The organism is Arthrobacter sp. N1, assembly GCF_048288285.1.
In the GTDB taxonomy this organism is placed as follows: Bacteria; Actinomycetota; Actinomycetes; order Actinomycetales; family Micrococcaceae; genus Arthrobacter_D.
In genome coordinates this window covers 3,188,993-3,213,572 of the sequence record NZ_CP102608.1, presented here as the reverse complement: position 1 = coordinate 3,213,572, position 24,580 = coordinate 3,188,993, and the positions used below count along the sequence as shown (strand labels likewise).

The following is a 24,580-nucleotide window of genomic DNA, read 5'->3' as shown; positions in this document are numbered from 1 at the left end:
TTGAAACCGCTCCATCACCTTACAACAGTCTCAGGGCGGGCCGTGACCGGCGCCGTCCGTCCCCTCCGCCCGTGCCCGCTCGATGAGTTCGCGCCAGGAATCGTCGATGCGCCCCTCGCCGATGGTGACCTCGGTGTAGCCGATGGAGATGCGGTAGGTGAAGCGGTCCCGCTGCTGGCCCGGCCCGCGCTCGGAGGGGTGCGGCATCGGCGCTGCTGCGCCCACGGAGTCCGCCCCCGACGCGGCCTGCGCGCCGTCGACCAGCGGCCCCGCCCCGTCCGCGGATCCGCTGTCCGCGCGTCCGTGGTCCGTCGCCGTACCGGCCTCCGCCTCGGCCAGGGGGAGCCAGCGTTGCTCCGCCTCCGTGCGGCTCACCTCGAGACTCCAGGTGCGCGTGAGGCCGCCGAATCCGCCGGAGCGCGTGATCTCGATCCTCACCGCAGGACGCCGACCCGGGTCCAGGCGTCCGCGACGGCCCCGGCTTCGCGGCTGTCCGGGCCGAAGCGTCGGCCCGCGGCGTCCTGCGTGGCCTGCGCGAAGGTGGGGAAATCACAGTCCGGAGGGATGGTGCCGCTGAGTACGGCGTCGTACCAGATGCGCCCCACGCCCGTCCACGCCTCGCCGCCCAGCGCCGTGGCGGCGAGGTAGAACGCGTGGTTGGGGATGCCGGAGTTGATGTGCACTCCTCCGTTGTCCGACGTCGTCTCGACATAGTCCGCCATGGTGGCCGGCTGCGGGTCCTTGCCGAGGACGTCGTCGTCGTAGGCGGTGCCCGGTGCCTTCAGTGAGCGCAGCGCCTCGCCGCGCACCGAGGGGGTGAAGATGCCCGCCCCGACGAGCCAGGTCGCCGATGCGGCGTCCTGCCCGAGATCGCGCTGTTCCACGAGCACGCCGAAGACGTCGGAAAGTGATTCGTTGAGGGCGCCCGACTGGCCCTGGTACTCGAGGTTGGTGGAGTACTGCGTGAAGCCGTGCGTCAGTTCGTGGCTGATGACCGTGAGCGACGCCGTGAAGCGGCCGAAGATCTCGCCGTCGCCGTCACCGAAGACCATGCGTTCGCCGTCCCAGAACGCGTTGTCGTAGTTCGAGCCGTAGTGCACGGTGGCATCGAGGCGCTTCCCTGCTCCGTCGATCGAGGACCGCCCGTACTCCTCGCTGAACAGGCGGTAGGTGGACCCGAGCCCGTCGTAGGCCTCGTCCGCGGCGACATCACCGGTGGGTGGTGCTCCCTCCGCGCGGACGACCTCGCCCGGGAGCTCCTCCCGACCGCCGGCGTCGTGGATGCGTCGGGTGAGGCTGCCGGCGATCGCCGAGCCGCGACGCACCGGGGCGCGCAGGGCCTCGGACCGCTCGCGGAGGACCGGGTCCAGTTCCAGGAGGGCGTGCCGCGCGGCGGTGGACGCCCCGGAGAGGCGGGGGTCCTGCAGGGCGGCGAGCCGGGTGAGCAGGTGTGGCGGGACGATGCCGCAGTGGATTCTCTGCATGGGGGCCTCCTCGGATTGGTCCCACCGTAGACCCGTGGTCCGACATTCGGACCCGCCCGGTGGCCCGTAGTCTTTCCGGATGAGCGTGCAGCGGAATACCCGTGACCTGGAGCAGGGGATCGAACGGGACTTCTCGGACAAGATGAGCTACGGCTCCTACCTGGAACTCGGGAAGCTGCTCGACGCGCAGCACCCCGTGAGCTCGCCCGAGCACCACGACGAGATGCTGTTCATCATCCAGCACCAGACCTCCGAGCTGTGGCTGAAGCTGGTGCTGCACGAACTGCGGGCCGTGCGGCTGCACCTGCAGGCGGACGATCTCCGGGCGGCCATGAAGGGGATCGCCCGCATCAAGCACATCCAGCGCTCGCTGACGGAGCAGTGGTCCGTGCTGGCGACGCTGACGCCCTCCGAGTACGCCGAGTTCCGCGGGGATCTCGGTGCGTCGAGTGGTTTCCAGTCCTACCAGTACCGCGCCGTCGAGTTCCTCCTCGGCAACAAGAACGCCGCCATGGTCGATGTGTTCGACGCCGATCCTGCAGCGCAGGCCCTGCTGACGGAACTCCTGGGTCAGAGCAGCATCTACGACGAGTTCATCGCCCTGCTGGCCGGGCGCGGGTATCCGGTCCCGGATGCTCTCCTGCATCGCGACGTCCGTCTGGCCCACGAGTTCAGCCCGGACCTCGTCGCCGTGTACAAGCTGGTGTACGAGGACGCCGCCGCGCACTGGGACATCTACGAGGCGTGCGAGGAGCTGGTGGACCTCGAGGACAACTTCCAGCTGTGGCGCTTCCGCCATCTGAAGACCGTGGCCCGGACCATCGGCTTCAAGACGGGTACGGGAGGATCCTCCGGCGTCGGCTTCCTCCAGCGTGCCCTGGAGCTCACGTTCTTCCCGGAGCTCTTCGCCGTGCGCACCGAGATCGGTCGCTGACGCCGCTGTCGGAGCCGTCGTCACCGCCCCGTCGACGCCCCGTCGCCGACGCACCGGGCACCCGTGGTGCGGCTGGTAGTTTTGGACGGTGCTGATCTCAGACCGCGACATCCGAGCAGAAATCGCCGCTCACCGGATCGTCCTCGAACCGCACGATCCGCTCATGGTGCAGCCCTCCAGCGTCGACGTGCGCATCGACCGCTACTTCCGGCTCTTCGACAACCACAAGTACGCGCACATCGATCCGGCGGAGGACCAGCCGGACCTCACGCGCCTCGTCGAGGTGGCTCCTGACGAGCCGTTCATCCTGCACCCCGGCGAGTTCGTGCTCGGGTCGACCTACGAGACCGTGACCCTGCCGGACGACATCGCGGCCCGGCTCGAGGGCAAGTCGTCGCTCGGTCGCCTGGGGCTCCTGACCCACTCCACCGCCGGCTTCATCGATCCCGGGTTCTCCGGCCACGTGACCCTCGAACTGTCCAACATGGCGACGCTGCCGATCAAGCTGTGGCCGGGCTCCAAGATCGGGCAGCTGTGCTTCTTCAAGCTGACCTCGCCCGCCGAGCACCCCTACGGCTCGGGTGAGTACGGCAACCGCTACCAGGGGCAGCGGGGCCCGACGGCGTCGCGCAGCCACCTGAACTTCCACCGCACCGACATCTAGGGCGGCCCGTCCCGGCCGCACCGGGACCGCGGCTACGCCTCGGGCACGACGGCGCGCGTCACCTGCGCGGGCGGCTTGACCGGGAGGAGCACGAGGAGTCCGGCGAGCAGGACCACGAGGATCCCGATCACGCCGTAGAGCTGGGACCCGAAAAGTCCGATGCAGAGGGCGAACAGGGTCGGTGCGAGGAAACTCACGGCCCTGCCGGTGGTCGCATAGAGGCCGAACAGCTCACCCTCGTCCCCGACAGGGGCGAGCCGCGCGAGATAGGCACGCGACGAGGCCTGCGCCGGGCCCACGAAGAGCGTCAGCAGCAGTCCGAAGACCCAGAACGTGGTGTCGGAGGTCCACTGCATGCCGAAGAAGGAATACGTCTCGGTGCCGAGCAGGAGGATCGCCGAGCCGGCGACCAGCAGTCCCACCAGCGCTCCGATGATGACGCGCTTGGGTCCGATGCGGTCGTCCAGGAAGCCGCCGACCACCGCTCCGATCGCGGCGATCACGTTCGCCGCGATGGCGAAGACGATCACCATGCTCGGCGAGAAGTCGAATGCGCCGGCCGCGAGGATGCCGCCGAAGGTGAAGACGGCCGCGAGCCCGTCGCGGAAGATGGCGCTCGCGAGCAGGAAGTAGATGGTGTGGGGACTCTCGCGGTAGATGGTCCGCACCCTGCGGACGAGCAGCCCGTAGGAGGCGAGGTAGCCGAGCTGCGCGGCCCTGGCCCGCCGTGGCACCTCCGGCACGGCGAACATCACGGGCAGCGCGAAGGCCGCGAACCACAGGGCGGAGAACACCGCCACGAGCCTGATGTTCAGCCCGTTCTCACTCGAGGCCCCGGCCCAGTCGACGACCGGCTGGATGAACACCACGAGCACCACGACGAGGGCCACGATCCCGCCGACGTACCCCATGGCCCAGCCGAACCCGCTCACGCGGCCCACGGTGGCGGGCGTGGAGATCTGCGTCAGCATCGCGTTGTAGTTGACGCCGGCGAACTCGAAGAAGATGTTGGCGGCGGCGATCAGCGCCACTCCGAGGATCAGCATGCCGGGGCTCGGGAGGACGAAGAAGCAGAGCGCCGTCAGGACGGCGACGATCAGGCTGTTCACGCCGAGCCACAGCTTGCGGCGGCCACCGGAGTCGGACCGCTGCCCGGTGACCGGGGCGAGCAGGGCGATCAGCAGGCCGGCGCCGGCAAGACCCCAGCCGAGGACCTGCGATGCGCGCTCCTCCCCGCCGAACGCCTCGGACGTGAGGTAGACGGTGAAGACGAAGGTTGTCATGACGGCGTTGAAGGCCGCGGACCCCCAGTCCCACGATGCCCAGGCGAGGACCGGCCTGCTGAAGATGCGACCGGTGCCTACGGACGGCTGGGGTTCGGGGGTGTCGGCAGGCTGAGGGGCCTGCTGGTAGGTGCTCATGAGCTGAATGCTAGCGCCGCATGACCTGTATCACAGGAGCGCCGCAGCAGGGGATGCCTCCGGGACAGTGGAAGCTTTGACCAATTCAAGTCGATAGACTGGGGGAGCCCGACCGACCGCCACCGGAAGATCGAGACCCCATGCTCACCGTGCTGATTGTGATGTTCGCCGGTGCGCTCGTGGCGCCCGCGCTCTTCGCCCGATTCGGCAGGTCCGCGTTCTTCGTCCTCGCCGCTGCTCCTGCGGGCGGCTTCGTCTGGCTCCTCGTGCAGCTGCCCGCCGTGCTGGGCTCCGACCAGGTGGCCCTCGACGGCGGGAGCGGCGCGCCGCCCTCGGTCACGGTGCCCTGGATCCCCAGCCTCCAGCTCGAGCTGGCCTTCCGGCTGGACGCGCTGGCGGCCGTGCTTTGCATCCTCATTCTCGGCGTGGGCGCCCTCGTGCTGTTCTACTGTGCGCGCTACTTCAAGAGCGACGATCCCGACGTCGGGGCCTTCGGTGCCCAGCTGCTCGCGTTCGCCGCGTCGATGTTCGGGCTGGTCCTGGCCGACGACCTGATCCTCATGTTCATCTTCTGGGAACTGACGACGATCCTCTCCTACCTGCTGATCGGCTACTCCCGGCACAGGCTCTCAGCGCGCCGGTCCGCACTGCAGGCGCTCATCATCACCACCTTCGGCGGACTGGCGATGCTCGTGGGCCTCGTCATGATCGGCCAGACGGCAGGGACCTACCGCATCTCGGAGATCCTCGCCTCGTCGGCGGACCTGGTGACGCGCGGGACCATCATCGACGTCGCCGTCGCGCTGGTCCTGGTCGGGGCCATCACGAAGTCGGCACTCGTCCCGTTCCACTTCTGGCTGCCGGGAGCCATGGCCGCGCCCACGCCGGTCAGCGCCTACCTGCACGCGGCCGCGATGGTCAAGGCCGGGGTCTTCCTCGTCGCCCGCTTCGCCCCGGGCTTCGGCGAGACGGCCTTCTGGTACCCGGTCATCCTCGTGCTCGGGATGACCACCATGCTCCTCGGCGGGTGGCGGGCGCTCCGCCAGCACGACCTCAAGCTCGTGCTGGCCTACGGCACGGTGAGCCAGCTGGGCTTCCTCGTCATGGTCGTGGGGCTCGGCGGGCAGGACGGAGCCCTCGCGGGCCTCGGGCTGGTCCTCGCCCACGGCTTCTTCAAGGCGACCCTGTTCCTGGTGGTCGGCATCATCGACCACCAGTCCGGGACGCGTGACCTCCGGGTGCTGTCCGGCGTCGGGGCCACCTCACCGGCCCTGTTCGCCGTCGCGCTGGTCGCTGCCGGATCGATGGCCGGCGTGCCGCCGCTGCTCGGGTTCGTCGCCAAGGAATCTGTCTTCGAGGCCTTCGTGCACCGGGCCGGGGACGGCGTGGTCGGCACCCTCCTGCTGGGAGGGATCGTCCTCGGGTCCGTCCTCACCTTCGCCTACAGCGCCCGCTTCGTCTGGGGTGCCTTCGCCCTCAAGCACGGGGTACCGCGGACCGACTTCAAGCGCGTGCGCACCTCCTTCCTCCTGGCGCCCGCCGTCCTCGCGGTGGCCTCCGTGCTGTTCGGTGTGTGGCCGCTCCCGCTCGACGCCGTGATCCAGCCCTACGCCTCGCTCTTCCCCGTCGAGGGTGACACGGCGCACCTGGCGCTGTGGCACGGATTCAACCTCCCCCTCCTGCTCTCGGTGGTCACCATCGCTGCCGGTACCGCCCTGTACCTCCTGCGCGGTCCCTTCGAGCGACTGCAGGGGCGCCTGCCGTCCGCCCGTGACGCCGAGGTGGTGTACCGCTCCACCATCGGCGTGCTCGACGACGTCGCGGTGGGCGTGACCGGGCGGACGCAGCGAGGCTCCCTCGCCTTCTATCTCTTCGTCATCCTCACCACGGCCGTCGTCACGCCGCTCACGGCCCTGATCGTCTTCGACGCGCCGATGCCGGCAGACTTCCGCATCGCGGATTCGCCGGCCCAGGTCGTGGCGGCGGCCGCGATCCTGGTCGGCATCGTGGCCGCGCTCCGTGCCACCAAGCGCTTCATGGCGGTACTCATGGTGGGCATCACGGGCTACGGCATGGCGATCATCTATGCCCTCCACGGAGCTCCTGACCTGGCCCTGACGCAGATGCTCGTCGAGACGATCGTGCTGGTCGCCTTCGTCCTGGCACTGCGCTCGCTGCCGGCCCGCCTGTGGAACCGCGCGGAGAGCAGGCACCGCCTCCTGCGGGCGGGCCTCGGGATCGCCTTCGGCGGCATCATGGCGGTGATCGCGATGTCGGCAATGGCCTCCCGGAACTCCGCTCCAATCTCGATCGCCTACCCGGGCATGGCCTACGACGAGGGCGGCGGCGCGAATGCCGTCAACGTGCTCCTGGTCGACATCCGGGCATGGGACACGCTCGGCGAGATCACCGTGCTCGCCATCGCGGCGACCGGTATCGCGAGCCTCATCTTCGTCCGCGGGCGGGGGGACAAGCGGCGCCGGGCCGACGGCGTCGAGGACGGCTCGGTGGACCGCGGGCAGGAACCGCTCGACGCCGGTGGGCGGGCCGGTGCCGCGCGTGCCCTGGCGATGAGGTTCGCGGACGTCAGCCGCGATCCGTGGCTCGTCGCCGGTCGTACCCTGGCCCCGGAGCGCCGCTCCATCATCTTCGAGGTCATCACGCGGCTGCTCTTCCACACGATCATCGTGCTCTCCGTCTACCTGCTGGTCGCCGGTCACAACCTGCCCGGCGGCGGCTTCGCCGGAGGCCTCACCGCGGGCCTCGCCCTGGCCATCCGATACCTGGCGGGCGGACGGTTCGAACTGGCGGAGGCCAGCCCGGTGAGCGCCGGAACCCTCCTCGGCGCCGGACTCGCGATCGTGACCCTGACGGCGATCGCGCCCCTGTTCCTCGGCGGGGCCGTCCTGGAGAGCTACATCCTCGAGTTCTGGCTGCCCGTCTTCGGCGACGTGAAGTTCGTGACGTCCACCATCTTCGACATCGGCGTCTACATCATCGTCGTCGGCCTGGTCCTCGACGTCCTGCGGAGCCTCGGATCGGAGATCGACGAACGCGCGGAATCGGACGACCCTGTCGCCGAGGACACCGGGGCCGACGCCCTCGTCCCACCCGCCACCGAGGCAGAGGGAGTACGGCCATGACGGTCAACATCACGCTGATCGTCCTCATGGCGGCCTTCTTCGCCGCGGGCATCTACCTCCTGCTCGAGCGCAGCCTCACCCGGGTGCTCCTCGGCCTGATCCTGCTCGGCAACGGCGCGAACATCCTGATCCTGGCGACGAGCGGCCCGAGCGGGAGATCCCCGCTGTACACCGCGGGGACTCCCGCGGAGGAGTACACCGACAGCCTGCCGCAGGCCCTGATCCTGACGGCGATCGTGATCACCTTCGCCGTCACGGCGTTCATGCTCGGCATCATCTACCGGTCCTGGGTGCTGGGCCGCGTGGACGACGTGCAGGACGATCCCGAGGACCGCAGGGTCGCCGACCAGGACAGCTACGACTACGAGGACGACGCCGACATCATCGCCGACACCACCGAGTTCAGTGAGGCGGAGGATCCGTCCGCCGCTGCCGCCGCCGATCGCGCGGGCAGAACGGAAGGACCCCGATGATCGCCGCGGACCTCGCCCCGCTCGCCGTCGTCCTGCCCTTCCTCGGGGCCGCGGTGACCTTCATCCTGATCCGCCACGCCCGGGCGCAGCGGGCGGTGAGCATCTCGACGCTCAGTGTGACGCTCCTGATCGAGGTGGTGATGCTCATCTCCGCCCCGTCCGCCGGCACGCACGCCGTGAAGCTCGGCGGCTGGGAGCCACCCTTCGGGATCGTGCTCGTCGTCGACCAGTTCTCGGCGCTGATGCTCGTGGTGTCCTCCGCCGTCAGCCTCTCGGTGCTGATCTATGCCGCCGGCCAGGGAATGGCGGACGGCGACGAGGACGGGCCGGTCTCGATCTTCCACCCCACCTACCTGATCCTGGTGGCAGGGGTGTCCAACGCTTTCCTGACCGGGGACCTCTTCAACCTGTACGTCGGATTCGAGATCCTCCTCACCGCGAGCTACGTCCTCATGACGCTCGGCGGGACCGCCCCGCGCATCCGTGCGGGCGTGACCTACGTCGTCGTGAGCGTGGTGTCGTCCATGCTGTTCCTCATCGCGATCGCGATGATCTACGGAGCCACGGGGACCATCAACATGGCGGATCTCGCCGTGAAGCTGGAGTCGGTGGACCCGGCGACACAACTGGTCCTCCATCTCATGCTGCTCGTGGCCTTCGGCATCAAGGCCGCGGTCTTCCCGCTCTCCTTCTGGCTCCCCGACTCCTACCCCACCGCACCGGCTCCCGTGACCGCGGTGTTCGCGGGTCTGCTGACGAAGGTGGGCGTGTACGCGATGGTGCGCGTGGAGACGCTGCTCTTCCCGGGTGACCGCATCAACTCCCTCCTCATGGTGGTCGCCCTGCTGACCATGGTGGTGGGCATCCTCGGCGCCCTGGCGCAGTCGGACATCAAGAGGCTGCTCTCCTTCACCCTCGTCAGCCATATCGGCTACATGGTGTTCGGGCTCGCGATCTCCACGCGGATCGGCCTCGGCGCGGCCGTCTACTACGTGGCCCACCACATCATCGTGCAGACCAGCCTCTTCCTCGTGACGGGGCTGATCGAGCGCCGTGGTGGGACGGCGAACGTGGACCGGCTCGGCGGGCTCGCGAAGCTGTCGCCGCTGCTCGGGCTCCTGTTCTTCCTGCCGGCCATGAACCTCGCCGGGATCCCGCCGTTCTCCGGTTTCCTCGGCAAGCTCGGCCTGATCCAGGCGGGCGTGGAACTCGGCACACCCCTCGCCTACGTGCTGGTGGCCGGGGGAGTGGCGACCAGCCTGCTCACACTGCTCGTGATGGCCCGCGTATGGAACCGTGCGTTCTGGCGCAGCCCGGCCGATGCCGAGGACCCTGATCCCATCCTCCTCGCGAGCAAGGCCGACGGCTCGAGCGTCGGGACCTCCCGCCACGTGACCGGCGAGGACACCGGTCGGTTCGCCGGCAAGGACCCCGTGCGGCTGCTGCCGGCGAGCATGACCGGCCCCACGATCGGCCTCGTCGCCCTGGGGCTCGCGCTGACCGTCCTCGCGGGGCCGCTGTTCACCCTGAGCGACGGCGCCGCGCAGGAGATGCTCGACCGCACGCCGTACATCGAGGCCGTCCTCGGAGCGGGGGCCGACCGATGAGCCGGCAGCGGATCCCCCTGATCACGGAGCTTCCCCTCGTCATCTGGCTGGTCCTGGTGTGGGGCGCACTCTGGCAGGACTTCGGCGTCGGGAACCTGGTGTTCGGGGCGATCATCGCCTATGGCGTCGTCAACTTCTTCTATCTTCCTCCGGTGGAGCTGACAGGGCGGTTCAACGTGTTCTGGCTGGTGCCGTTCATCGGGAGGTTCCTCGTCCAGCTCGTCACCGCCAGCGTGCAGGTGTTCTGGCTCGGCCTCACGCGGGGACCGGAGCTCCGGAACGCCGTGGTGGCGGTCGAACTGCGGAGCTCCTCCGACTTCCTCGTGACCGCCACCGGGCACGCCCTCTCGCTGATCCCGGGCTCGCTCGTGCTGGAGGTCGACCGCTCGACGTCGACGCTCTACCTGCACTGCCTCAACGTCCTGACGGACGAGGACGCCCAGGACATCCGCGAGGAGGTCCGCGCGACCGAGGCGTGGCTCATCCGCATCATGGGGACCCGGACGGACCTCGATGCACTGCTGGCGGAGGAGCGGGCATGAACGCCGTGATCTATGTCGTAGGGGGAATACTCGCGCTGGCCGCGGGTCTGGCCCTCTACCGTGCGGTCCTGGGACCGTCGATCCTGGACCGCGTCCTCGCGCTCGACGTCGTCCTCGCCGTCATCGGCGCGGCCCTCGTGCTGAACATGGTGGTGAACAGGCACCTCGACAACCTGATCCTGCTGGTCACGATCTCTCTGATCGGCTTCATCGGATCGGTCACGGTCGCCCGTTTCGTCACGGACAGGAAGTAGCCCATGGTCCAGGACGTCGTCGTCTCCGTCCTCCTCATCGGCGGTGCCCTCATGTCGCTCGCGGCCGGCGTGGGGCTCGTCCGCTTCCCCGACCTGCTCTCGCGCATGCACGCTGCCACGAAGCCGCAGGTGCTGGGACTGCTGCTCTTCCTGCTCGCCCTCGCGGTGGAGAACGGCAGCTGGCTGCTGGTGCCGATCCTCGTGCTCTGCTGGGTCTTCCAGCTCCTCACCAGCCCCGTCTCTGCGCACATGGTGGGACGGGCCGGATACCGCACACGGCACCTGCGGCGGGACCTGCTGACCCTCGACGAGCTCGACGACGTCGTCACGCGGGCCGCGGCGGCGCCCGGCCACGAGCAGGAGCGTCCCGGATCTCCCGCCGGGGATGCCGAGGCCGGTGCACCGGGCGACGCTGCGACCACGGGGGAGGACACCGGGACGGGCGGTCCCGGTGCCGGTTCTCCCCGACGCGGTGCGCCGGGCGGCGCGACCACCCGGGGCGAGTCCGGCAGATCCTCCTGATCCGCCGCCCTGGCCAGGGAGCACCGACGGGTGACCGGGCAGCGGGGGGTATGGCGGCCGGGGACGGTAAGGTAACTGCTGATCGGGGGGATCGGAACGATGGGGTGGCGATGGGACGGAGCGAGGGCATGAACGGGCAGCGGCGGGAGGCCGTCGTGATCGAGGACGACGCCGACATCCGCCAGCTGCTCGTGATCGTGCTGTCCTCCCGCGGGTTCTCGGTCCACGAGGCCATCACCGGGGCAGAGGGCCGGCGCCTCGTGGAGGAGACGGACCCCCAGCTGATCACGCTCGACCTCAACCTGCCCGACATGGACGGGCTGACCCTGTGTCCCGTCCTGCGTGCCCTGTCCCACGCGCACATCCTGACCATCTCCGCGCGCCCGCCCCAGCTCACCGCCGAACAGTGCCTCGCCGCCGGCTCCGACCACTTCATGGGCAAGCCGTTCAGCCCACGCGTCCTCGGTGCGTATCTCGACGAGGTCCTACCCCGCGAGGGTGCCGCCTGACCCGGGACCGGGCCGACGACTTCCAGGACCGGCACGACGCACGGTAGCGTGTCCGTCAGGTCAACAACGGTTCTGCGGGGGCGCATGCCGGTGAAGAAGAACGTCCCCGCGCCGTCCCATCCTTCTCCTGCCTGGCTCAGCCCTGCTGGTCTCAGTCCGCCCAGCGCTACCCAGGAGTCATCGGCATGACCGTGCAGGGTCCCTACCCGTCGTATCCCATCGACAGCGCCGTCCTCGAGCGATTCGTCGCGGAGACGTCGCCGGAAGCAGTCACGTCCTTCGTGGCGTCCTTCGTCGAGCTCGCTCCGGAGCGTCTGCGGCGCATCAGGCGTGCGTGCACCGCACGGCAGACCGAGCAGGCCGTCATCGCGCTGCTGAGCCTCCGGTCGAGCGCCGCCATGATCGGTGCCGACCGCCTCGTCGAGGCCACGTCGGTGCTCCTGCGTGGACTGCGCACCGTGCCGCGCCCGTGGGCCATGATCGACGACGCCGTGGACCACCAGCTGGGCGCCGCCGTCGACGAGGTGCTGCCGGCCCTGACGGGCCGCGCGGGGTGGACCGCATGACCCGCCCGCGCGCCGCCATCTCCCGCGCCATGGCAGTGTCCGTGTCGCGCGGCTCAGCCGAGGCCGGTGGATCGTCCGCTGACGAGGGGTGGTCGACCAGCCGCCTCCTCACGACGGCGGCGCGCCTGTGGGAGCAGGACGTCAACGAGCGGCTGCAGGGAGCGGGCCTCACCACTGCGGGGCTCGTGGCGCTGCAGGCCCTCCAGGCCGTCGAGCCCGCAACCCAGGCGTCGCTCGCCCGCATCCTGCATCTGCAGCCCCAGACCCTGCGCCGCACGCTGGCGTCGCTGGAAGGCCGGGGCTTCCTGACACGTGGGGCGTCCGCGCGCGCCGGCAGGGCGCTGACCGTCCGACTGACCGATGCGGGGCGGGAGACGCTGCACTGGGCCGCCGAGACGCTACCGGTCGCCCACCGGTCCTTCGGCGCGGAGCCGGGACTGCGGACCAGCCTGGTGGTCCTGCTCGAGGGGTTGGGCGTGCAGCACGCTCCCGGGGCCCCGTAGACCGACGGCGCCACGCATCAGGACCTCGCTGTCGGACGGCTGTCACGGAGCAGGTCCACCGGCAGGCCCGGGGTGGCCGGTCCGGTCTGCGCCTTCAGTGGAGGTGTCGTCGCCAGTCGGTGGGGACACGACCGGCGGGCCCCGGCGCGGGCTGATCCAGAGGCCTGCTCGTGGGCTCCGCGAGCGCCGGACCGTCGACGAACTGCTGCGCACGGTAGTCCCAGAACCAGTCCTCGCCCGGCTCGAAGGACATGGCCACGGCATGACCGGTCCCGGCGGCGTGGGCCGAGGCGTGCTGGGCGGGCGAGCTGTCGCAGCAGCCGACGTGCCCGCAGCCCGCACACCTCCTCAGGTGCACCCACCACCCGCCGGTGTCCTCGCACTCCGCGCACCCGGTGCCCGAGGGGCGTGCCCCGGTGTCGATGGTCGTCATGATCGTCGTCCTTCCACGAGCAGATGGGGGGCCAGATCCTGCAGCGCCGCGCGGAAGACCCGCACGGCGTCCGCGGGCGGAGCGGCCGAGGCGACGAAGCCGTCCGGCCGCACGAGGTAGAGGGTGCCGGCACGCAGCCCGGTGGCACCACCGGAGGTGAACGCCTGGAGCGCCAGACCGAGCTCCTCCGCGACGACGACGGCCTCGGGAGCATCGGCTCCTGCGCCGTACGCGTGCACCTGCCAGGACGCAGCCCGCAGCGCGTCGAAGTTCCCGCCCGTCCACGGCAGGCGGCGGCCGACGACGGCGTGCCGTCCCCGCTGCCCCTCCCGAGCGCCGGGCATGCAGTACCGGATGCGGACCTGGCCGAGATAGCCCGCGAGCCGCCGCCCGAGGGGCAGGTGCGGCAGGACGGCGACGGCCGGCGGCAGCACGACCCGCGGCAGGTACCGGCGCACCAGCAGGGCGGGGCGCGAGCGTGAGGTGATGCCGCGGAAGACGGCATCCGTGGTGCGCAGCAGCCGCAGGGCGACCGGCCGGCGCTCGGCCTCGTAGCGGTCGAGGGTGCGCTCGGGGGCGGCTCGGAGGATCACGTCGGCGAGCGTGAACGCGAGATTGTGCGCGTCCTGCAGCCCGGTGTTCATGCCCTGTGCGCCGACGGGTGAGTGGACGTGGGCGGCATCCCCGGCGAGGAACACGGGCCCCGTCCGGAACCGCGCTGCGATGCGGTGGTGGACCCGGTAGGTGGAGAACCAGCGGGACCACTCGTAGGTGACACCGAAGGACGCTGCGAGGCGGCTCCGCGCGACGTCCTCCGTGACGGCGGGGGCGTCGTCGTCGGAGGCGATCCCGATCAGGCGCTGTCCGCCCCGGCCCTCGCCGTCGGGCCGCATGGGGAAGGCGAGGAGGAACTCGGTGGCGCCCTGCCGGATGTTGACGGAGGCGGAAGCCAGCCCCTCCACTCCCACGGCGTCCACGAGGTAGAAGGTCCGGCGGCTGGTGGTCCCCTCGAAGGGGATGCCGAGGAGTGCCCGCACCGTCGACGATGCACCGTCGCACCCCACCGCGTACCGCGCGCGGAGCGTCCAGGGGCCCGCCGGAGCGTCCCCGCGCGCGACGACACCGCCGTCGGCGAGGTCCAGGGCCACGAGGCGGTGCCGCCAGCGGACGGACCCGCCGAGCGCCAGGAGGTTCTCCGCGAGGATCCGCTCGTTGGCGCTCTGCTCGAGCACATACATGCCGGGGTAGGGGGTGATCCCGCGACCGAGGGTGGTGAGCGGGATGGGCGCGAAGGCCGTCCGGCCGAATCCCTGCCGCATCGATACTGCGCGCACGGCCTGGTCCAGGACGCGCTCGACGACGCCGAGCTGGTCGTAGATCTCCATGGAGCGCGAGTGCACCCCGAGCGCCCGTGACTCCTCCGTCGGTCCGTCCTTCGCGTCGATGACGGCGACCCGGACGCCCAGCCTCACGAGCCAGTTGGCAAGCATCAGGCCGGTCGGCCCGGCACCGACCACCAGGACGTCGACGTCCTCCCCCCGGTCCTCGTGCCCGGTCATGGCTGCCGGATCGCCTCAGCGTCCCAGGACGGTGCAGACGCAGGCGCGGTTGCCGTCGGTGTCCGCCAGGACCGTGAACGACGGCGCCCGCCCGTCGTCGACGACCGTCCCACCGGCGGCGACGGCACCGGCGATCCGCGCCTCTGCGACGTCGTGCGGCAACCACACGTCGAGGTGGAAGCGCTGGCGCGGGATGTCGTGGGCATCGGTGTGCTGGAACCACAGGAGCGGGACGCGTCCGGTCGGGTCGGTGACGTCGTCGCCGTCCAGCGCATCCGCATCACCCGTCAGCAGAGCGGCCCAGAACGGGCCGATCCCCGCGACGTCCGCCGTGTCGAGGGCGAGCTCGACGACGGCGGGAGCAGCGGGATCGGCCAGGAGACCGCGACCGCCGGCGAGGTCGCTGATGCGGCGCGCGAGGTCGACGTCGCGTCCCGTCACGCCCGCGGCGTCGTGGCTCATGAGCAACACGTCCACGTGGGGATAGCTCAGCGTGACGTCGGGATGGTGGTCCGCCTCCTCCGCGAGATCGCCGATGGCCGAGACGAGTGCCACCCCGGTGGCGAAGTCGTGCGTCAGGAAGCGGGCGTGCAGGGCCTGGGCGAGTTTCCGCCAGTCGTCCAGCCCGGCATCGAGGATCTGTTGCGTGCTGAGGATGCTCATGCCGCCAGTATCGTCCGGCACGGCCCCTGGGGAAAGGGCGGGCTCCCTGTCCATGGAGACGATGCTGCCGCCCCGGCCCGGGCGGGACCTACCGCTCCGGTGCCATACTGCGGGGATGTCCCAGAACCGGATCCCCGGTCGCCGCCTCCGCGTCCCGCGCCTCGACCCCGCGCTGAAAAGCCGGATGCGAGCGGCGGCCGTCAACCCGCAACTCCTCCTCGCGGCGAAGGCGGCGCTCGCCGCCGCCCTCGCGTGGACCCTGGCCCTGGCCATCCCCGGGACGCCGTCGGAGTACCCCTACTACGCGCCGCTCGGCGCCCTCCTGGCCATGTACCCCACGGTCTCGGGTACCCTCAAGCTCGGCCTTCAGACCGTGGTGGGCCTGACCCTCGGGATCGTCCTCGCCTACGTCGCGGTCTGGGCGGGGGACCCGAACTGGATCACCATCGGGTTCGTGGTCGGGGCCGGGGTGCTGCTGGGCGGATTCCTCAGGAGGACGGCCGGCGGCGGTTCGGGAATCGCCTCGGCCGGGCTCTTCGTCCTCGTGATCGGGAACGAGGACCTCGGGTACTCCCTGGGCTACCTCGTGCAGACCGTGGTCGGCGTGGGGGTGGGGCTGGCCGTCAGCGCCCTGATCTTCCCGCCGCTCCACCTCAATGACGCCGTCGGCCAGATGAGTCTGCTCCGACGGACCGCGGCCCGGGACCTGCAGCAGATGGGCCAGGCGCTGGAGGAGGACTGGGCGGAGGACGACGCACGGTGGGCGGAGGTGCGGGACGGCCTCTCGGCCTCGGCCCGCAACGCCCGCAGCGCACTCCAGTACGCGGACGAGAGCCGCAAGGGCAACGTGCGCCGACGCTTCCACCCCCGTGACGTCCGGGAGGACTACCGGCACGTCGAGGTCCTCGAAGTGGTCGCCTCGCACACCCTGAACATCACCAACCTCCTGCAGGACGCCCTGCACGGGACATCCCGCGAACGGCCCCTGCCGGTGGCGGTCCGGCCGGCCCTGGAGTCCGCCTTCACGGCCGTCGGGGACGTGCTGGACCTCTGGACGGTGGAGGAGGACGATGCCGCGATGCTCGCCGCGGCGGAACGCGCGCTCCGCGACCTGGAAGCGGCGGCGTACGGGACGTCCTCGAGGGAGGTGCCGTTCGGCGCAGCCGCGGCGCTCGGCATGAGCCTCCACCGCATCCTCGAGGCCGTCAGGCCCGACCTGCGACAGGCGGACGGCGAGTAGCGGGAGAGGCGCCCGGACACCGCCCTGCGCGAGGACAGGACGGGCCCCTGGGGAGCCCGTCCTGTCCTGCTGCTCCGCGGTGGTACCCTGAGCGCCCGTGGCTCAGGTCAGGTCGCGGGTCTTCGCGAACCTCTCGATCGCCTGCTGCGTGGAACGGTTGGTGAGCACCTGGATGGTGGTGCTGACCGCTCCGGAGACGATCGCGAAGACCAGGGCCGAGCGCAGCGTGTTCTCCAGTCCGTCCTTGCTCTTCGGGGGCGCCTCGCCCGTGATCTTCTCCCACAGGAAGTCGACGAGCTTGGTGCCGACGAAGCCCGCACCCACACTCATTCCCACTCCGAGCAGCTTGAACACGACGTTCATGGTTTCTCCTTCTCGTCCGGTGGTCCTGTACCTACCCTAGCCGCGCGACGAGGCGCTCGGCAGGGACGGGTCCGCCCTGGCCGCGGGACGTCCGCCGTGGTTCGTCCAGGCCGGTCGACCTGCCCGGGCGCACGCCCCTGCGGTGTAGGATCGGAACGCTCAACCATCACACGACAGGGGAGCGCAGACCCGCAGCACGCTGCCGGGTCGGGCGCTGAGAGTGCGGACCGCCGCAGACCCTCGAACCTGATCCGGCTAGTACCGGCGAAGGGAGTCGAGTTCTCGGAGTGCACGGACACCGCCCCGGCGGTACCGGCACTCCCCCCTCCTGTACCTCAGGAGGATCCACCATGGCATCACCCACCGCCCTCAGGGGCGTCTCCCGGCACACCAACCAGTGGCGCGTCGTCGACATCGTCGTGGCCTCGGTCATCGCGGTCGCCGTCGGCGTCCTGTTCTTCGCGTGGTCCGCCGGCTACTCGGGCATCAGTCTGCTCACCGCCGGTTTCCCGCCGCTCGGCGGGCTCTACTCCGGGGGCTGGCTGATCGCCGGCGTCCTCGGCGGCCTGATCATCCGCAAACCCGGGGCGGCGATCTACTGCGAGGTCCTCGCAGCCGCCGTGTCCGCCCTCATCGGCACGCAGTTCGGTATGGCCGTGCTGGTCTCCGGCGCCATCCAGGGTCTCGGCGCGGAACTCGTGTTCCTGCTGTTCCTCTACCGGAGATGGAACCTCCCCGTGGCACTGCTGGCCGGACTCGGTGCCGGACTGGCGCTCGGGATCAGCGAGAACATCCTGTACAACGCGCTGTGGACCATCGAGTTCAAGCTCCTCTACGTGCTGTTCGCGGCCATCTCCGGCGTCGTCATCGCCGGGCTACTGTCCTGGCTCGCCACCCGGGGCCTGGCGCGGACGGGCGTGCTGTCCTCGTTCGCCGCCGGCCGCACGGCGGACGTGTGACACCACTCGACGGGCCCCTCCCGCGCGCCGTGCAGGTCAGCGCGCGGGGGTGGGGCTGGCGTCATGCCGGGCGCCGGGCGTTCGCCGCCCGGCACCTCGACCTCGAGCTGACGCCCGGAGAGCGGGTGCTGCTGCTCGGTGCCTCCGGCGCGGGGAAGTCCACGGTGCTCCACGCGCTGGCCGGCGTGCTCGGCAGCAATGACGAGGGTGAGCAGGAGGGGGACCTCCTGCTCGACGGCGTCCCGCCCGCCGCGGCGCGGGGACGCGCGGGTCTGGTGCTGCAGGACCCGGAGTCCCAGGTGGTCCTCGCCCGCGTCGGCGACGAGGTGGCCTTCGCGGCCGAGAACCTCGCCGTGCCGCGGGACGAGATCTGGCGACGCGTGCACCGGGCGCTCGACGACGTCGGCCTCGACCTGCCGCTCGACCACCCCACCACCGCCCTGTCCGGCGGGCAGAAGCAGCGCCTCGCACTCGCCTCCGTCCTCGCGATGGAGCCCGGACTGCTGCTGCTCGACGAACCCACGGCCAACCTCGACCCGGACGGCGTCGTCGAGGTCCGGGACGCCGTGATCCGGGTCCTCGATCGCACCCGGGCCACGCTCGTCGTCGTCGAGCACAGGGTCGCGGTGTGGGCCGATGTCGTCGACCGCGTGATCGTGCTGGATGCCGACGGCGGTGTCCTCGCCGACGGCGCACCCGGCGAGGTCCTCGTGCAGGAGGCGACCCGCAGCCGTCTCGAACAGGCGGGTGTGTGGGTGCCCGGTCGACGGCCCGCCGTCGGCGGCGCCGTGCCGACGTCCGCCGGAGGGGAGGTGCTCCTCGCAGCCACCGGGCTCGACGTCGCGCGCACGAAGCGCGGTCCGGTCGCCGTCGCCGGGCTCGACCTCACCGTCCGTGCCGGCCAGGCCCTCGGCATCACGGGCCCCAACGGTGCCGGGAAGTCGACGGCGGCCCTGACCCTCGGCGGTCTGCTGCGCCCCCGGGCCGGCTCGGTCCGGGCCGTCCCGGCCCTCGCGGGCACGGCCGGTGACGACCCCTTCCGGTGGCGGTCCACCGAGCTCGTCCAGCGCATCGGGACGGTGTTCCAGGAACCCGAGCACCAGTTCCTCACCGCGAGCGTGGGGGAGGAGCTCGCCGTCGGCCCGGCCAGGGTGGGCGGCGCGCAGGCTCCTGGACGCATCGCTGAACTCGCCGAGCGCCTCCGCCTCACGCACCTCCTGCAGGCCAACCCCTTCACGCTCTCCGGTGGCGAGAAGCGCCGCCTGTCCGTGGCGACGATGCTCGCCACCGCGCCGCGGATCCTGATCCTCGACGAGCCGACCTTCGGACAGGACGCCCTGACCTGGGCCGAGCTCGTCACCCTGCTCCGCGAACTGGTCGACGACGGTGTGGCCGTGCTCTCCGTCACCCACGACGCCGAGTTCATCGACGCACTGGGCGGAGCGACCCTGCACGTCTCCGGCGGTGCGGGGACCCTGGTGCACCGATGAGCACCGACTACCTGACACCGGTCCTGACCGGGAAGACGCTCCTGCGGGCCAACCCGGTGTCCAAGCTGTTCGCTGCCACCGTCATCACGCTCGCCCTGATGGCGAGCATCGACTGGGTCAGCGCGGCTGTGGTCCTCACCTGCGAACTGGTGCTCATGCCCCTGCTCGGCATCAGCGTCCTGGCACTGGCACGCCGGATCTGGCCGCTGCTGGTCGCCGCCCTGATCGGCGCCTACGGCACGGCACTGCTGGCCGAGAAGACCGGTGGGGTGGTGCTCGACGTGGGGCCGTTCCTGTTCACCGAGGACTCCGTCGCGTCGGGGATCGCCGTCGGACTCCGCGGGCTCGCGCTCGCGCTGCCGGGGATCTTCGTCCTGCTCACCACCGACCCCACCGACCTCGCCGACGCCCTCGCGCAGAAGCTGCACCTGCCGCACCGCTTCGTGCTCGGCGGGCTCGCGTCGCTGCGGCTCGCGGGTCTGCTGGTGGAGCAGTGGGAGACGCTCGGGCTGGCCCGCCACGCGCGCGGTGTGGGATCGGGCGGGTCCGTCGGCGCGCGCACCCGCAACCTCCTCGGGCAGTCCTTCGGGCTGATCGTGCAGGCGATCCGGCGCGCCACCCGCCTCGCGACGGCCATGGAGGCCCGCGGCTTCGGTGGCGGGACACGCACCTGGGCCCGGGAGAGCTCGTTCTCGGCGCTCGACGCCGTCGTCGCGGCCGTCGGGCTCCTCATCGCGGCCGGTGCGGTCACCGCGGCCGTCCTCGCCGGGACCTGGAACTTCATCCTGTCCTGACGCCGTCGGGAGGAACGCGCCGGGATGACGGCCGGGGCAGACGCCACAGGGGGCCCGCCGTGGCGGGCCCCCTGTGGGCGCATCGTCCGTGCCGGCGGTCCGGCTAGAGGACGTCCGAGAGGAACGATCGCAGGCGGGCCGTCCGCGGGTCGTCGAAGATCGCCGCCGGCGGACCGGACTCGACGACGACGCCGGCGTCCATGAACGTCACCGTGTCGGAGACGTTCCGGGAGAACCCCATCTCGTGCGTGACCACGACCATGGTCATGCCCGCCGACGCGAGATCCGCCATGAGGGCCAGCACCCCCTTGACCAGCTCGGGGTCGAGGGCCGAGGTCGCCTCGTCGAAGAACATCACTTCGGGATCCATCGCCAGGGCACGGGCGATCGCCACGCGCTGCTGCTGCCCGCCGGACAGGTTGCCCGGCCGGGCATCGGCCTTGTGCTTCAGGCCCACGAGGTCCAGCTGGGCGAGGCCCTTCCGGCGCGCCTCGTCCGCCGACATCCCGCGCAGCTTGCGCAGGGCCAGCGTGACGTTCTCCAGCACCGTCTTGTGCGGGAACAGGTTGAACTGCTGGAACACCATCCCGATGCGGCGGCGCAGCTCGTCCGGGTTGTCCTTCAGGACGGAGCGCCCGTCCAGGAGGATGTCCCCCTGGTCCGGCTCGATGAGGCGGTTCAGGACGCGCAGCAGCGTGGACTTGCCGGACCCCGACGGGCCGATCACCGACGCCGTGGTGCCCCGCTCCACGTGCAGGTCGATACCGCGCAGCACGTGGTTCGAGCCGAAGGAGAGGTGCAGGCCCCGTCCGGTCAGCGTGCCCGACTCGATGCCCTTCATGCCCGTGCTCCTTCGCTCATGGTGGTGAGGTCCTCCGGCTCGGGCTTCTGCTTCCGCCCGACGCGCAGCCGGTGGTCGATGAAGTTCACCAGGTGCGTGAGCGGGATGGTCAGGCACAGGTACAGGACTCCGGCCGCGATGAGCGGCGACAGGTTGCCCGTGTTGCTCGCGGCATCGTTGCCCACCCGGAAGAGCTCCCGTTCACTGGCGACGAGGCCGATGAAGTAGATGAGCGAGGACTCCTTGATGAGCGCGATGAACTGGTTCACCAGGGCGGGCAGCACGCGTCTGACGCCCTGGGGGATGACCACGAGCCGCATGGACGAGCCGTAGCTGAAGCCCAGCGCCCGGGTGGCCTCGAGCTGGCCCTTCTCCACGCTCTGGATGCCCGAGCGGAAGATCTCGCCGATGTACGCCGACGCGATCAGCGAGAGCGCGAGGATGCCCAGCGGATAGGGGCTCGTGCTGCCCGTGAGCTGCCGGAGGATCGGACCGAGTCCCAGGCCGATGAGCAGGATGATCACGACGGCGGGGAGGCCGCGGAAGATGTCCGTGTAGATGCGGGCGATCCACCGGAGCACGCGGTTGCGGGAGATCCCCATGATGGCGAGGAGCATGCCGACGATCGTGCCGATGACGCCCGAGGCCAGCGCGAGCAGGAGGGTGTTGGGCAGTCCGACGGTCAGGAGGTCCGGCAGGACGGCGGCCATCGCCTCCCAGTCGAAGAACGTCTTACCGAGTTGTTCGAAGGCATCCATGCAGGACCGGCTACTTCACGACCGCGGCTTTGCTGCCGGGCTTCCAGTCGGAGGGGAGCTCGCGGTCCGGGTACCACTCCTGGGTGAGCTCGGTCCACGTGCCGTCGGCGATCACGGCGTCGAGGCCCGCGTTGAGCGCGTCGATCAGCGCCTTGTTGTCGCTGTTGACGGCGTACGCGGTGAAGTTCTCCGTGTTGATGATGGTCTCGGCGATCGTCGTGCCGTCACCCTCCTTCACCTGGCCGGTGGCCTGCTGGGAGGGGGCGACCCAGGCGTCGACCTGACCGTTCTTCACGTTCGCGTAGACGGTGTTGTAGTCGGGGAAGCGGACCGGCTCGAGACCCAGGGTGTTGGAGACGTAGTCGTCCTGCACGGTGCCCTGGACCACGCCGATGCGGGTGCTCTCCGAGAGGGAGTCGAAGCCCGTGACGGAGGAGCCGTCCTTCGTGACGACGGCCATGTAGCCGAAGTCGTAGCCGTTGGTGAAGCCGACGTTCTCGCGGCGGGCCGCCGTCGTCGAGATCGAGGAGGATCCGACGTCGAACTGCTTGTTCTGGACCTGCGCGAGGAGGGCGGAGAAGTCGGTGGACGCGAATTCGACCTCGAGGTCGAGCTTCTCGCCGATGGCACGCAGCAGTTCGTTGTCGTAGCCGGTGAACACACCGTCCTCGAGGAAGATGTTCGGCGGTGCGTCCGAGAGCGTACCGACGCGCAGGGTGCCGTCGGTGATGAGGCCGAGCGCGGACGTGTCGATCTCGTCGATCGGCGTGGTGTCCTCGGTGGTGTACTGGTCGAGCGACTGCTGGTCGCTGCCGGCCAGCGCGTCGGTGCTCTCGGTGGGCTCGCTCGAGGAGCTGCCGCAGGAGACGGTGAGAGCGAGCAGGGGGACGGTGAGGGCCGCGAGGAGCTTGCGGGAGATGGTCATGGGGGTCCTTCGTCGAAGCTGCGCCCGCTGGCGGGCGCGGAGGATGGAGTGTCGGGGACGCCGCGGGGCGGCAGGAGGAAGGGCTGCTTGCTGCTGGGTGACACGCTCGCTGTTCTGGGCTGTGCGCGCAGATGCGGAACGGGGGACCCGGGATTTTCCGGTGCTGGACCGCACGACGCCGTACTTGCCATCCGGGGGACTTGTCCCGGCGGCCGAATCTTCACCTGGAGCACCCCACTACGGGAGAGGGTTGCTGTCCAGCCGGCCAGGGCCGTGGGCTGGAACTCTTGATTTCAGGAAAACGCTAGGCCAGCAGGGAGGGCCGGGTCAAAACGCCGGCCGGTGAAAAGCCACGATCGACGTCGCATTCGGCCCTTTCGGGCGCGATTGTGGCGAGGATTACACGAATCGGTCGACGAGCTCGGTCAATTCGGCCGTCAGGGCCGTCGACGTCCGGAGGTTCTGGCCGTCGAGGGAGAGGACGGGCGCGAGGAGCCGGATGCTCGAGATGAGCCACACGGCGTCGGCCTCGAGCAGGTGGTGCGGCTCGAGCGGTCCGTAGCCCAGCTCCCAGCCCTGCTCCTTCGCCGCGGCGAAGAGCGCGCTCTGTGACGTGCCGGCCAGGATGCCGCTCTCGAGCTGCGGGGTGAGCAGGGTCTTCCGCCCGTCGCGGTCGTAGGCGAGCAGCACCGTGGACGTGGGGCCCTCGAGGACCTTGCCGTCGGAGGACGTGAAGATGACGTCGTCGGCACCGTGCGCCCTGGCATAGCGCACGGCCGCCATGTTGACGGCATAGGAGAGCGTCTTGGCCCCCATGAGCAGCCAGGGCGCGCGCTGGGCGACGGTGCTGTCGTACCCGCGCTCGAGGAACAGCACCCGGAGCCCTGTCGCCCGCTGCTCCAGTGTCGACGCCGGGACGGGGGACACCTGCACCCAGGCGGTCGCGCTGCCCGCACCCTCGACGCCGCGCGTCGCGATCAGCTTCACGACGGCGTGCGTGCGGTCGGGCTCGGCCGCCGCGAACTCGCGGAGACCCGTGCGGATCGCGCGGCTCCAGGCGCCGGCCCCGGGCACGGTCAGGTCCAGTGCGGCGGCCGACGCCGCCAACCGATCGAGATGGGCCTGTTCCTTGCGCGGTGTCCCGCCGACGGCCAGCATCGACTCGAAGATGCCGTCCCCCCGGGTGGCGCCGAGATCGGTGGCCATGAGCTGGGGACGGGAGGCGTCGGCCACGGTGCCGTCGTCGTGGGCCGGGTCGAGGAACACCAGAACAGTCATGCCTGACAGCGTAGGCGACGAGGGCGTCCGGCCGGCCGTCAGGACGAGGGCCGACCCATCCTGAACAGGAGGCCGTCCCGCACCATCGGCCACTCGTGGGCGAGGATCGAGTAGACGACGGTGTCGCGCAGCTCGCCGTTCCGCGCACGGGTGTGGCTCCTGAGGACGCCGTCCTGCTTCGCGCCGAGGCGGGTGATGGCCTCACGGGACTGGCGGTTCAGCCAGTGGGTGCGGAACTCGACGGCGGGACACCCGAACACCTCGAAGGCGTGGCGCAGCAGGAGGTACTTGGACTCGGTGTTGGTGCCCGTGCGGTGCGCCGAGGCGGCGTTCCAGGTGGAGCCGATCTCGACGCGGGGCGTGTCCCGATCGATGTTCATGTAGGTGGTCATCCCGATGATCCGGCCCGGCCCGTCCGTTTCGACGGTCCGCGCGGTGAACGGGATCATGGATCCGGAGTCCTGCAGGGTGAGGCGTCGCTCGATCTCCTGCCTCATGTCCTCGGGTTCGGGGACCGAGGTGTACCACAGCTCCCAGAGGCGTCCGTCCCGGGCGGCGTCGACCAGTCCGTCATGGTGGTCCGGAGCGAGGGGTTCGAGGATGACCCCGTTGCCGCGGAGGACGGTCGGCTGGAGGGCGTTCATGCATCGACCCT

At 70.5% G+C, this 24,580-nt stretch carries 27 protein-coding genes and 2 riboswitches; of the genes, 15 read left to right on the top strand and 12 right to left on the bottom strand.

Features of this window, described 5'->3' with window-relative positions; translation table 11 throughout:
- Positions 1–30 precede the first annotated feature (30 nt).
- Positions 31–438: a hypothetical protein gene (locus tag NVV32_RS14920; RefSeq protein WP_422390679.1), complete on the bottom strand. Its 408-nt coding sequence runs from the start codon at positions 436–438 to the stop codon at positions 31–33.
- Positions 435–1,484: a M4 family metallopeptidase gene (locus NVV32_RS14915; RefSeq protein ID WP_422390678.1), complete on the bottom strand. Its 1,050-nt coding sequence runs from the start codon at positions 1,482–1,484 to the stop codon at positions 435–437. Before NVV32_RS14915 ends, NVV32_RS14920 begins: the two co-directional genes overlap by 4 nt.
- A 79-nt stretch (positions 1,485–1,563) precedes the next feature.
- On the opposite strand from NVV32_RS14915, the gene NVV32_RS14910 reads away from it, so the two are divergent.
- Positions 1,564–2,418: a tryptophan 2,3-dioxygenase gene (locus tag NVV32_RS14910; protein ID WP_055767133.1), complete on the top strand. Its 855-nt coding sequence runs from the start codon at positions 1,564–1,566 to the stop codon at positions 2,416–2,418.
- An 88-nt stretch (positions 2,419–2,506) separates the two neighbouring features.
- On the top strand, positions 2,507–3,082 hold the full coding sequence (gene dcd / locus NVV32_RS14905) for a dCTP deaminase (protein ID WP_055767136.1): 576 nt from the start codon (positions 2,507–2,509) through the stop codon (positions 3,080–3,082).
- A 32-nt stretch (positions 3,083–3,114) separates the two neighbouring features.
- On the opposite strand, the gene NVV32_RS14900 is transcribed toward dcd, so the two are convergent.
- A complete protein-coding gene (locus tag NVV32_RS14900; RefSeq protein WP_055767139.1) occupies positions 3,115–4,503 on the bottom strand; it encodes an MFS transporter in 1,389 nt (462 codons plus the stop codon).
- A 140-nt stretch (positions 4,504–4,643) separates the two neighbouring features.
- Here NVV32_RS14900 and NVV32_RS14895 point away from each other — a divergent pair, with 140 nt between their 5' ends.
- The 9 genes from NVV32_RS14895 to NVV32_RS14855 all read left to right on the top strand — a co-directional run bounded on the left by NVV32_RS14895 (position 4,644) and on the right by NVV32_RS14855 (position 12,622).
- A complete protein-coding gene (locus NVV32_RS14895; protein WP_422390677.1) occupies positions 4,644–7,646 on the top strand; it encodes a Na+/H+ antiporter subunit A in 3,003 nt (1,000 codons plus the stop codon).
- Positions 7,643–8,119: a Na(+)/H(+) antiporter subunit C gene (locus NVV32_RS14890; RefSeq protein WP_055767145.1), complete on the top strand. Its 477-nt coding sequence runs from the start codon at positions 7,643–7,645 to the stop codon at positions 8,117–8,119. Before NVV32_RS14895 ends, NVV32_RS14890 begins: the two co-directional genes overlap by 4 nt.
- Entirely contained in the window at positions 8,116–9,726 is a 1,611-nt protein-coding gene (locus NVV32_RS14885; protein WP_055767148.1) for a Na+/H+ antiporter subunit D, read from the top strand. Before NVV32_RS14890 ends, NVV32_RS14885 begins: the two co-directional genes overlap by 4 nt.
- On the top strand, positions 9,723–10,268 hold the full coding sequence (locus tag NVV32_RS14880) for a Na+/H+ antiporter subunit E (protein ID WP_055767151.1): 546 nt from the start codon (positions 9,723–9,725) through the stop codon (positions 10,266–10,268). The genes NVV32_RS14885 and NVV32_RS14880 overlap by 4 nt, the downstream gene beginning before the upstream one ends.
- Positions 10,265–10,522 (top strand): monovalent cation/H+ antiporter complex subunit F, encoded by a 258-nt coding sequence (locus tag NVV32_RS14875; protein ID WP_055767154.1) that lies wholly within the window; start codon positions 10,265–10,267, stop codon positions 10,520–10,522. Before NVV32_RS14880 ends, NVV32_RS14875 begins: the two co-directional genes overlap by 4 nt.
- 3 nt (positions 10,523–10,525) lie before the next feature.
- Entirely contained in the window at positions 10,526–11,044 is a 519-nt protein-coding gene (gene mnhG / locus NVV32_RS14870; protein WP_082471213.1) for a monovalent cation/H(+) antiporter subunit G, read from the top strand.
- Positions 11,045–11,172: 128 nt separating this feature from the next.
- Positions 11,173–11,553, top strand: coding sequence for a response regulator transcription factor (locus tag NVV32_RS14865; RefSeq protein WP_162237509.1), 381 nt, complete (start codon positions 11,173–11,175; stop codon positions 11,551–11,553).
- A 185-nt stretch (positions 11,554–11,738) separates the two neighbouring features.
- Entirely contained in the window at positions 11,739–12,119 is a 381-nt protein-coding gene (locus NVV32_RS14860) for an Hpt domain-containing protein (protein ID WP_055767161.1), read from the top strand.
- Positions 12,116–12,622, top strand: coding sequence for a MarR family winged helix-turn-helix transcriptional regulator (locus NVV32_RS14855; protein ID WP_055767164.1), 507 nt, complete (start codon positions 12,116–12,118; stop codon positions 12,620–12,622). Before NVV32_RS14860 ends, NVV32_RS14855 begins: the two co-directional genes overlap by 4 nt.
- 94 nt (positions 12,623–12,716) lie before the next feature.
- Here the strand turns inward: NVV32_RS14855 and NVV32_RS14850 are convergent, their stop codons facing one another.
- The 3 genes from NVV32_RS14850 to NVV32_RS14840 are packed head-to-tail and all read right to left on the bottom strand — an operon-like array spanning position 12,717 to position 15,277.
- Positions 12,717–13,055 (bottom strand): UBP-type zinc finger domain-containing protein, encoded by a 339-nt coding sequence (locus NVV32_RS14850; protein WP_055767167.1) that lies wholly within the window; start codon positions 13,053–13,055, stop codon positions 12,717–12,719.
- A complete protein-coding gene (locus tag NVV32_RS14845) occupies positions 13,052–14,614 on the bottom strand; it encodes an FAD-dependent monooxygenase (RefSeq protein WP_422390676.1) in 1,563 nt (520 codons plus the stop codon). Before NVV32_RS14845 ends, NVV32_RS14850 begins: the two co-directional genes overlap by 4 nt.
- Positions 14,615–14,629: 15 nt before the next feature.
- Entirely contained in the window at positions 14,630–15,277 is a 648-nt protein-coding gene (locus NVV32_RS14840; protein WP_422390675.1) for a 4a-hydroxytetrahydrobiopterin dehydratase, read from the bottom strand.
- A gap of 115 nt (positions 15,278–15,392) precedes the next feature.
- Between NVV32_RS14840 and NVV32_RS14835 the strand changes: the two genes are divergently transcribed.
- A complete protein-coding gene (locus NVV32_RS14835; protein WP_422390674.1) occupies positions 15,393–16,517 on the top strand; it encodes an FUSC family protein in 1,125 nt (374 codons plus the stop codon).
- A 102-nt stretch (positions 16,518–16,619) separates the two neighbouring features.
- On the opposite strand, the gene NVV32_RS14830 is transcribed toward NVV32_RS14835, so the two are convergent.
- A complete protein-coding gene (locus NVV32_RS14830) occupies positions 16,620–16,880 on the bottom strand; it encodes a DUF4235 domain-containing protein (RefSeq protein ID WP_055767179.1) in 261 nt (86 codons plus the stop codon).
- 165 nt (positions 16,881–17,045) lie between these two features.
- Positions 17,046–17,170: riboswitch (TPP riboswitch) on the top strand.
- A 60-nt stretch (positions 17,171–17,230) separates the two neighbouring features.
- Between NVV32_RS14830 and NVV32_RS14825 the strand changes: the two genes are divergently transcribed.
- From NVV32_RS14825 to NVV32_RS14815, 3 genes are read left to right on the top strand one after another with little or no spacing between them, the layout of a single operon-like run.
- Complete coding sequence (locus tag NVV32_RS14825; RefSeq protein ID WP_055767182.1) at positions 17,231–17,839, top strand: ECF transporter S component; 609 nt, start codon at positions 17,231–17,233, stop codon at positions 17,837–17,839.
- Positions 17,836–19,329, top strand: a complete 1,494-nt coding sequence (locus NVV32_RS14820; protein WP_422390673.1) for an ABC transporter ATP-binding protein — start codon at positions 17,836–17,838, stop codon at positions 19,327–19,329. The genes NVV32_RS14825 and NVV32_RS14820 overlap by 4 nt, the downstream gene beginning before the upstream one ends.
- A complete protein-coding gene (locus NVV32_RS14815; protein WP_422390672.1) occupies positions 19,326–20,123 on the top strand; it encodes an energy-coupling factor transporter transmembrane component T family protein in 798 nt (265 codons plus the stop codon). The genes NVV32_RS14820 and NVV32_RS14815 overlap by 4 nt, the downstream gene beginning before the upstream one ends.
- A gap of 103 nt (positions 20,124–20,226) precedes the next feature.
- Here the strand turns inward: NVV32_RS14815 and NVV32_RS14810 are convergent, their stop codons facing one another.
- The 5 genes from NVV32_RS14810 to NVV32_RS14790 form a co-directional block, all read right to left on the bottom strand.
- Positions 20,227–20,964 carry an amino acid ABC transporter ATP-binding protein gene (locus NVV32_RS14810; protein WP_422390671.1) on the bottom strand — a complete coding sequence of 246 codons (738 nt, stop codon included), beginning with the start codon at positions 20,962–20,964 and terminating at the stop codon, positions 20,227–20,229.
- Entirely contained in the window at positions 20,961–21,722 is a 762-nt protein-coding gene (locus NVV32_RS14805; RefSeq protein ID WP_422390670.1) for an amino acid ABC transporter permease, read from the bottom strand. Before NVV32_RS14805 ends, NVV32_RS14810 begins: the two co-directional genes overlap by 4 nt.
- Positions 21,723–21,732: 10 nt before the next feature.
- Complete coding sequence (locus NVV32_RS14800) at positions 21,733–22,647, bottom strand: ABC transporter substrate-binding protein (RefSeq protein WP_422390669.1); 915 nt, start codon at positions 22,645–22,647, stop codon at positions 21,733–21,735.
- 175 nt (positions 22,648–22,822) lie between these two features.
- Positions 22,823–22,940: riboswitch (SAM riboswitch) on the bottom strand.
- Between the two features lie 106 nt (positions 22,941–23,046).
- A complete protein-coding gene (locus tag NVV32_RS14795) occupies positions 23,047–23,925 on the bottom strand; it encodes an aminodeoxychorismate lyase (protein WP_422390668.1) in 879 nt (292 codons plus the stop codon).
- 38 nt (positions 23,926–23,963) lie between these two features.
- Positions 23,964–24,569 carry a GNAT family N-acetyltransferase gene (locus NVV32_RS14790; RefSeq protein WP_422390667.1) on the bottom strand — a complete coding sequence of 202 codons (606 nt, stop codon included), beginning with the start codon at positions 24,567–24,569 and terminating at the stop codon, positions 23,964–23,966.
- Positions 24,570–24,580: the final 11 nt, after the last annotated feature.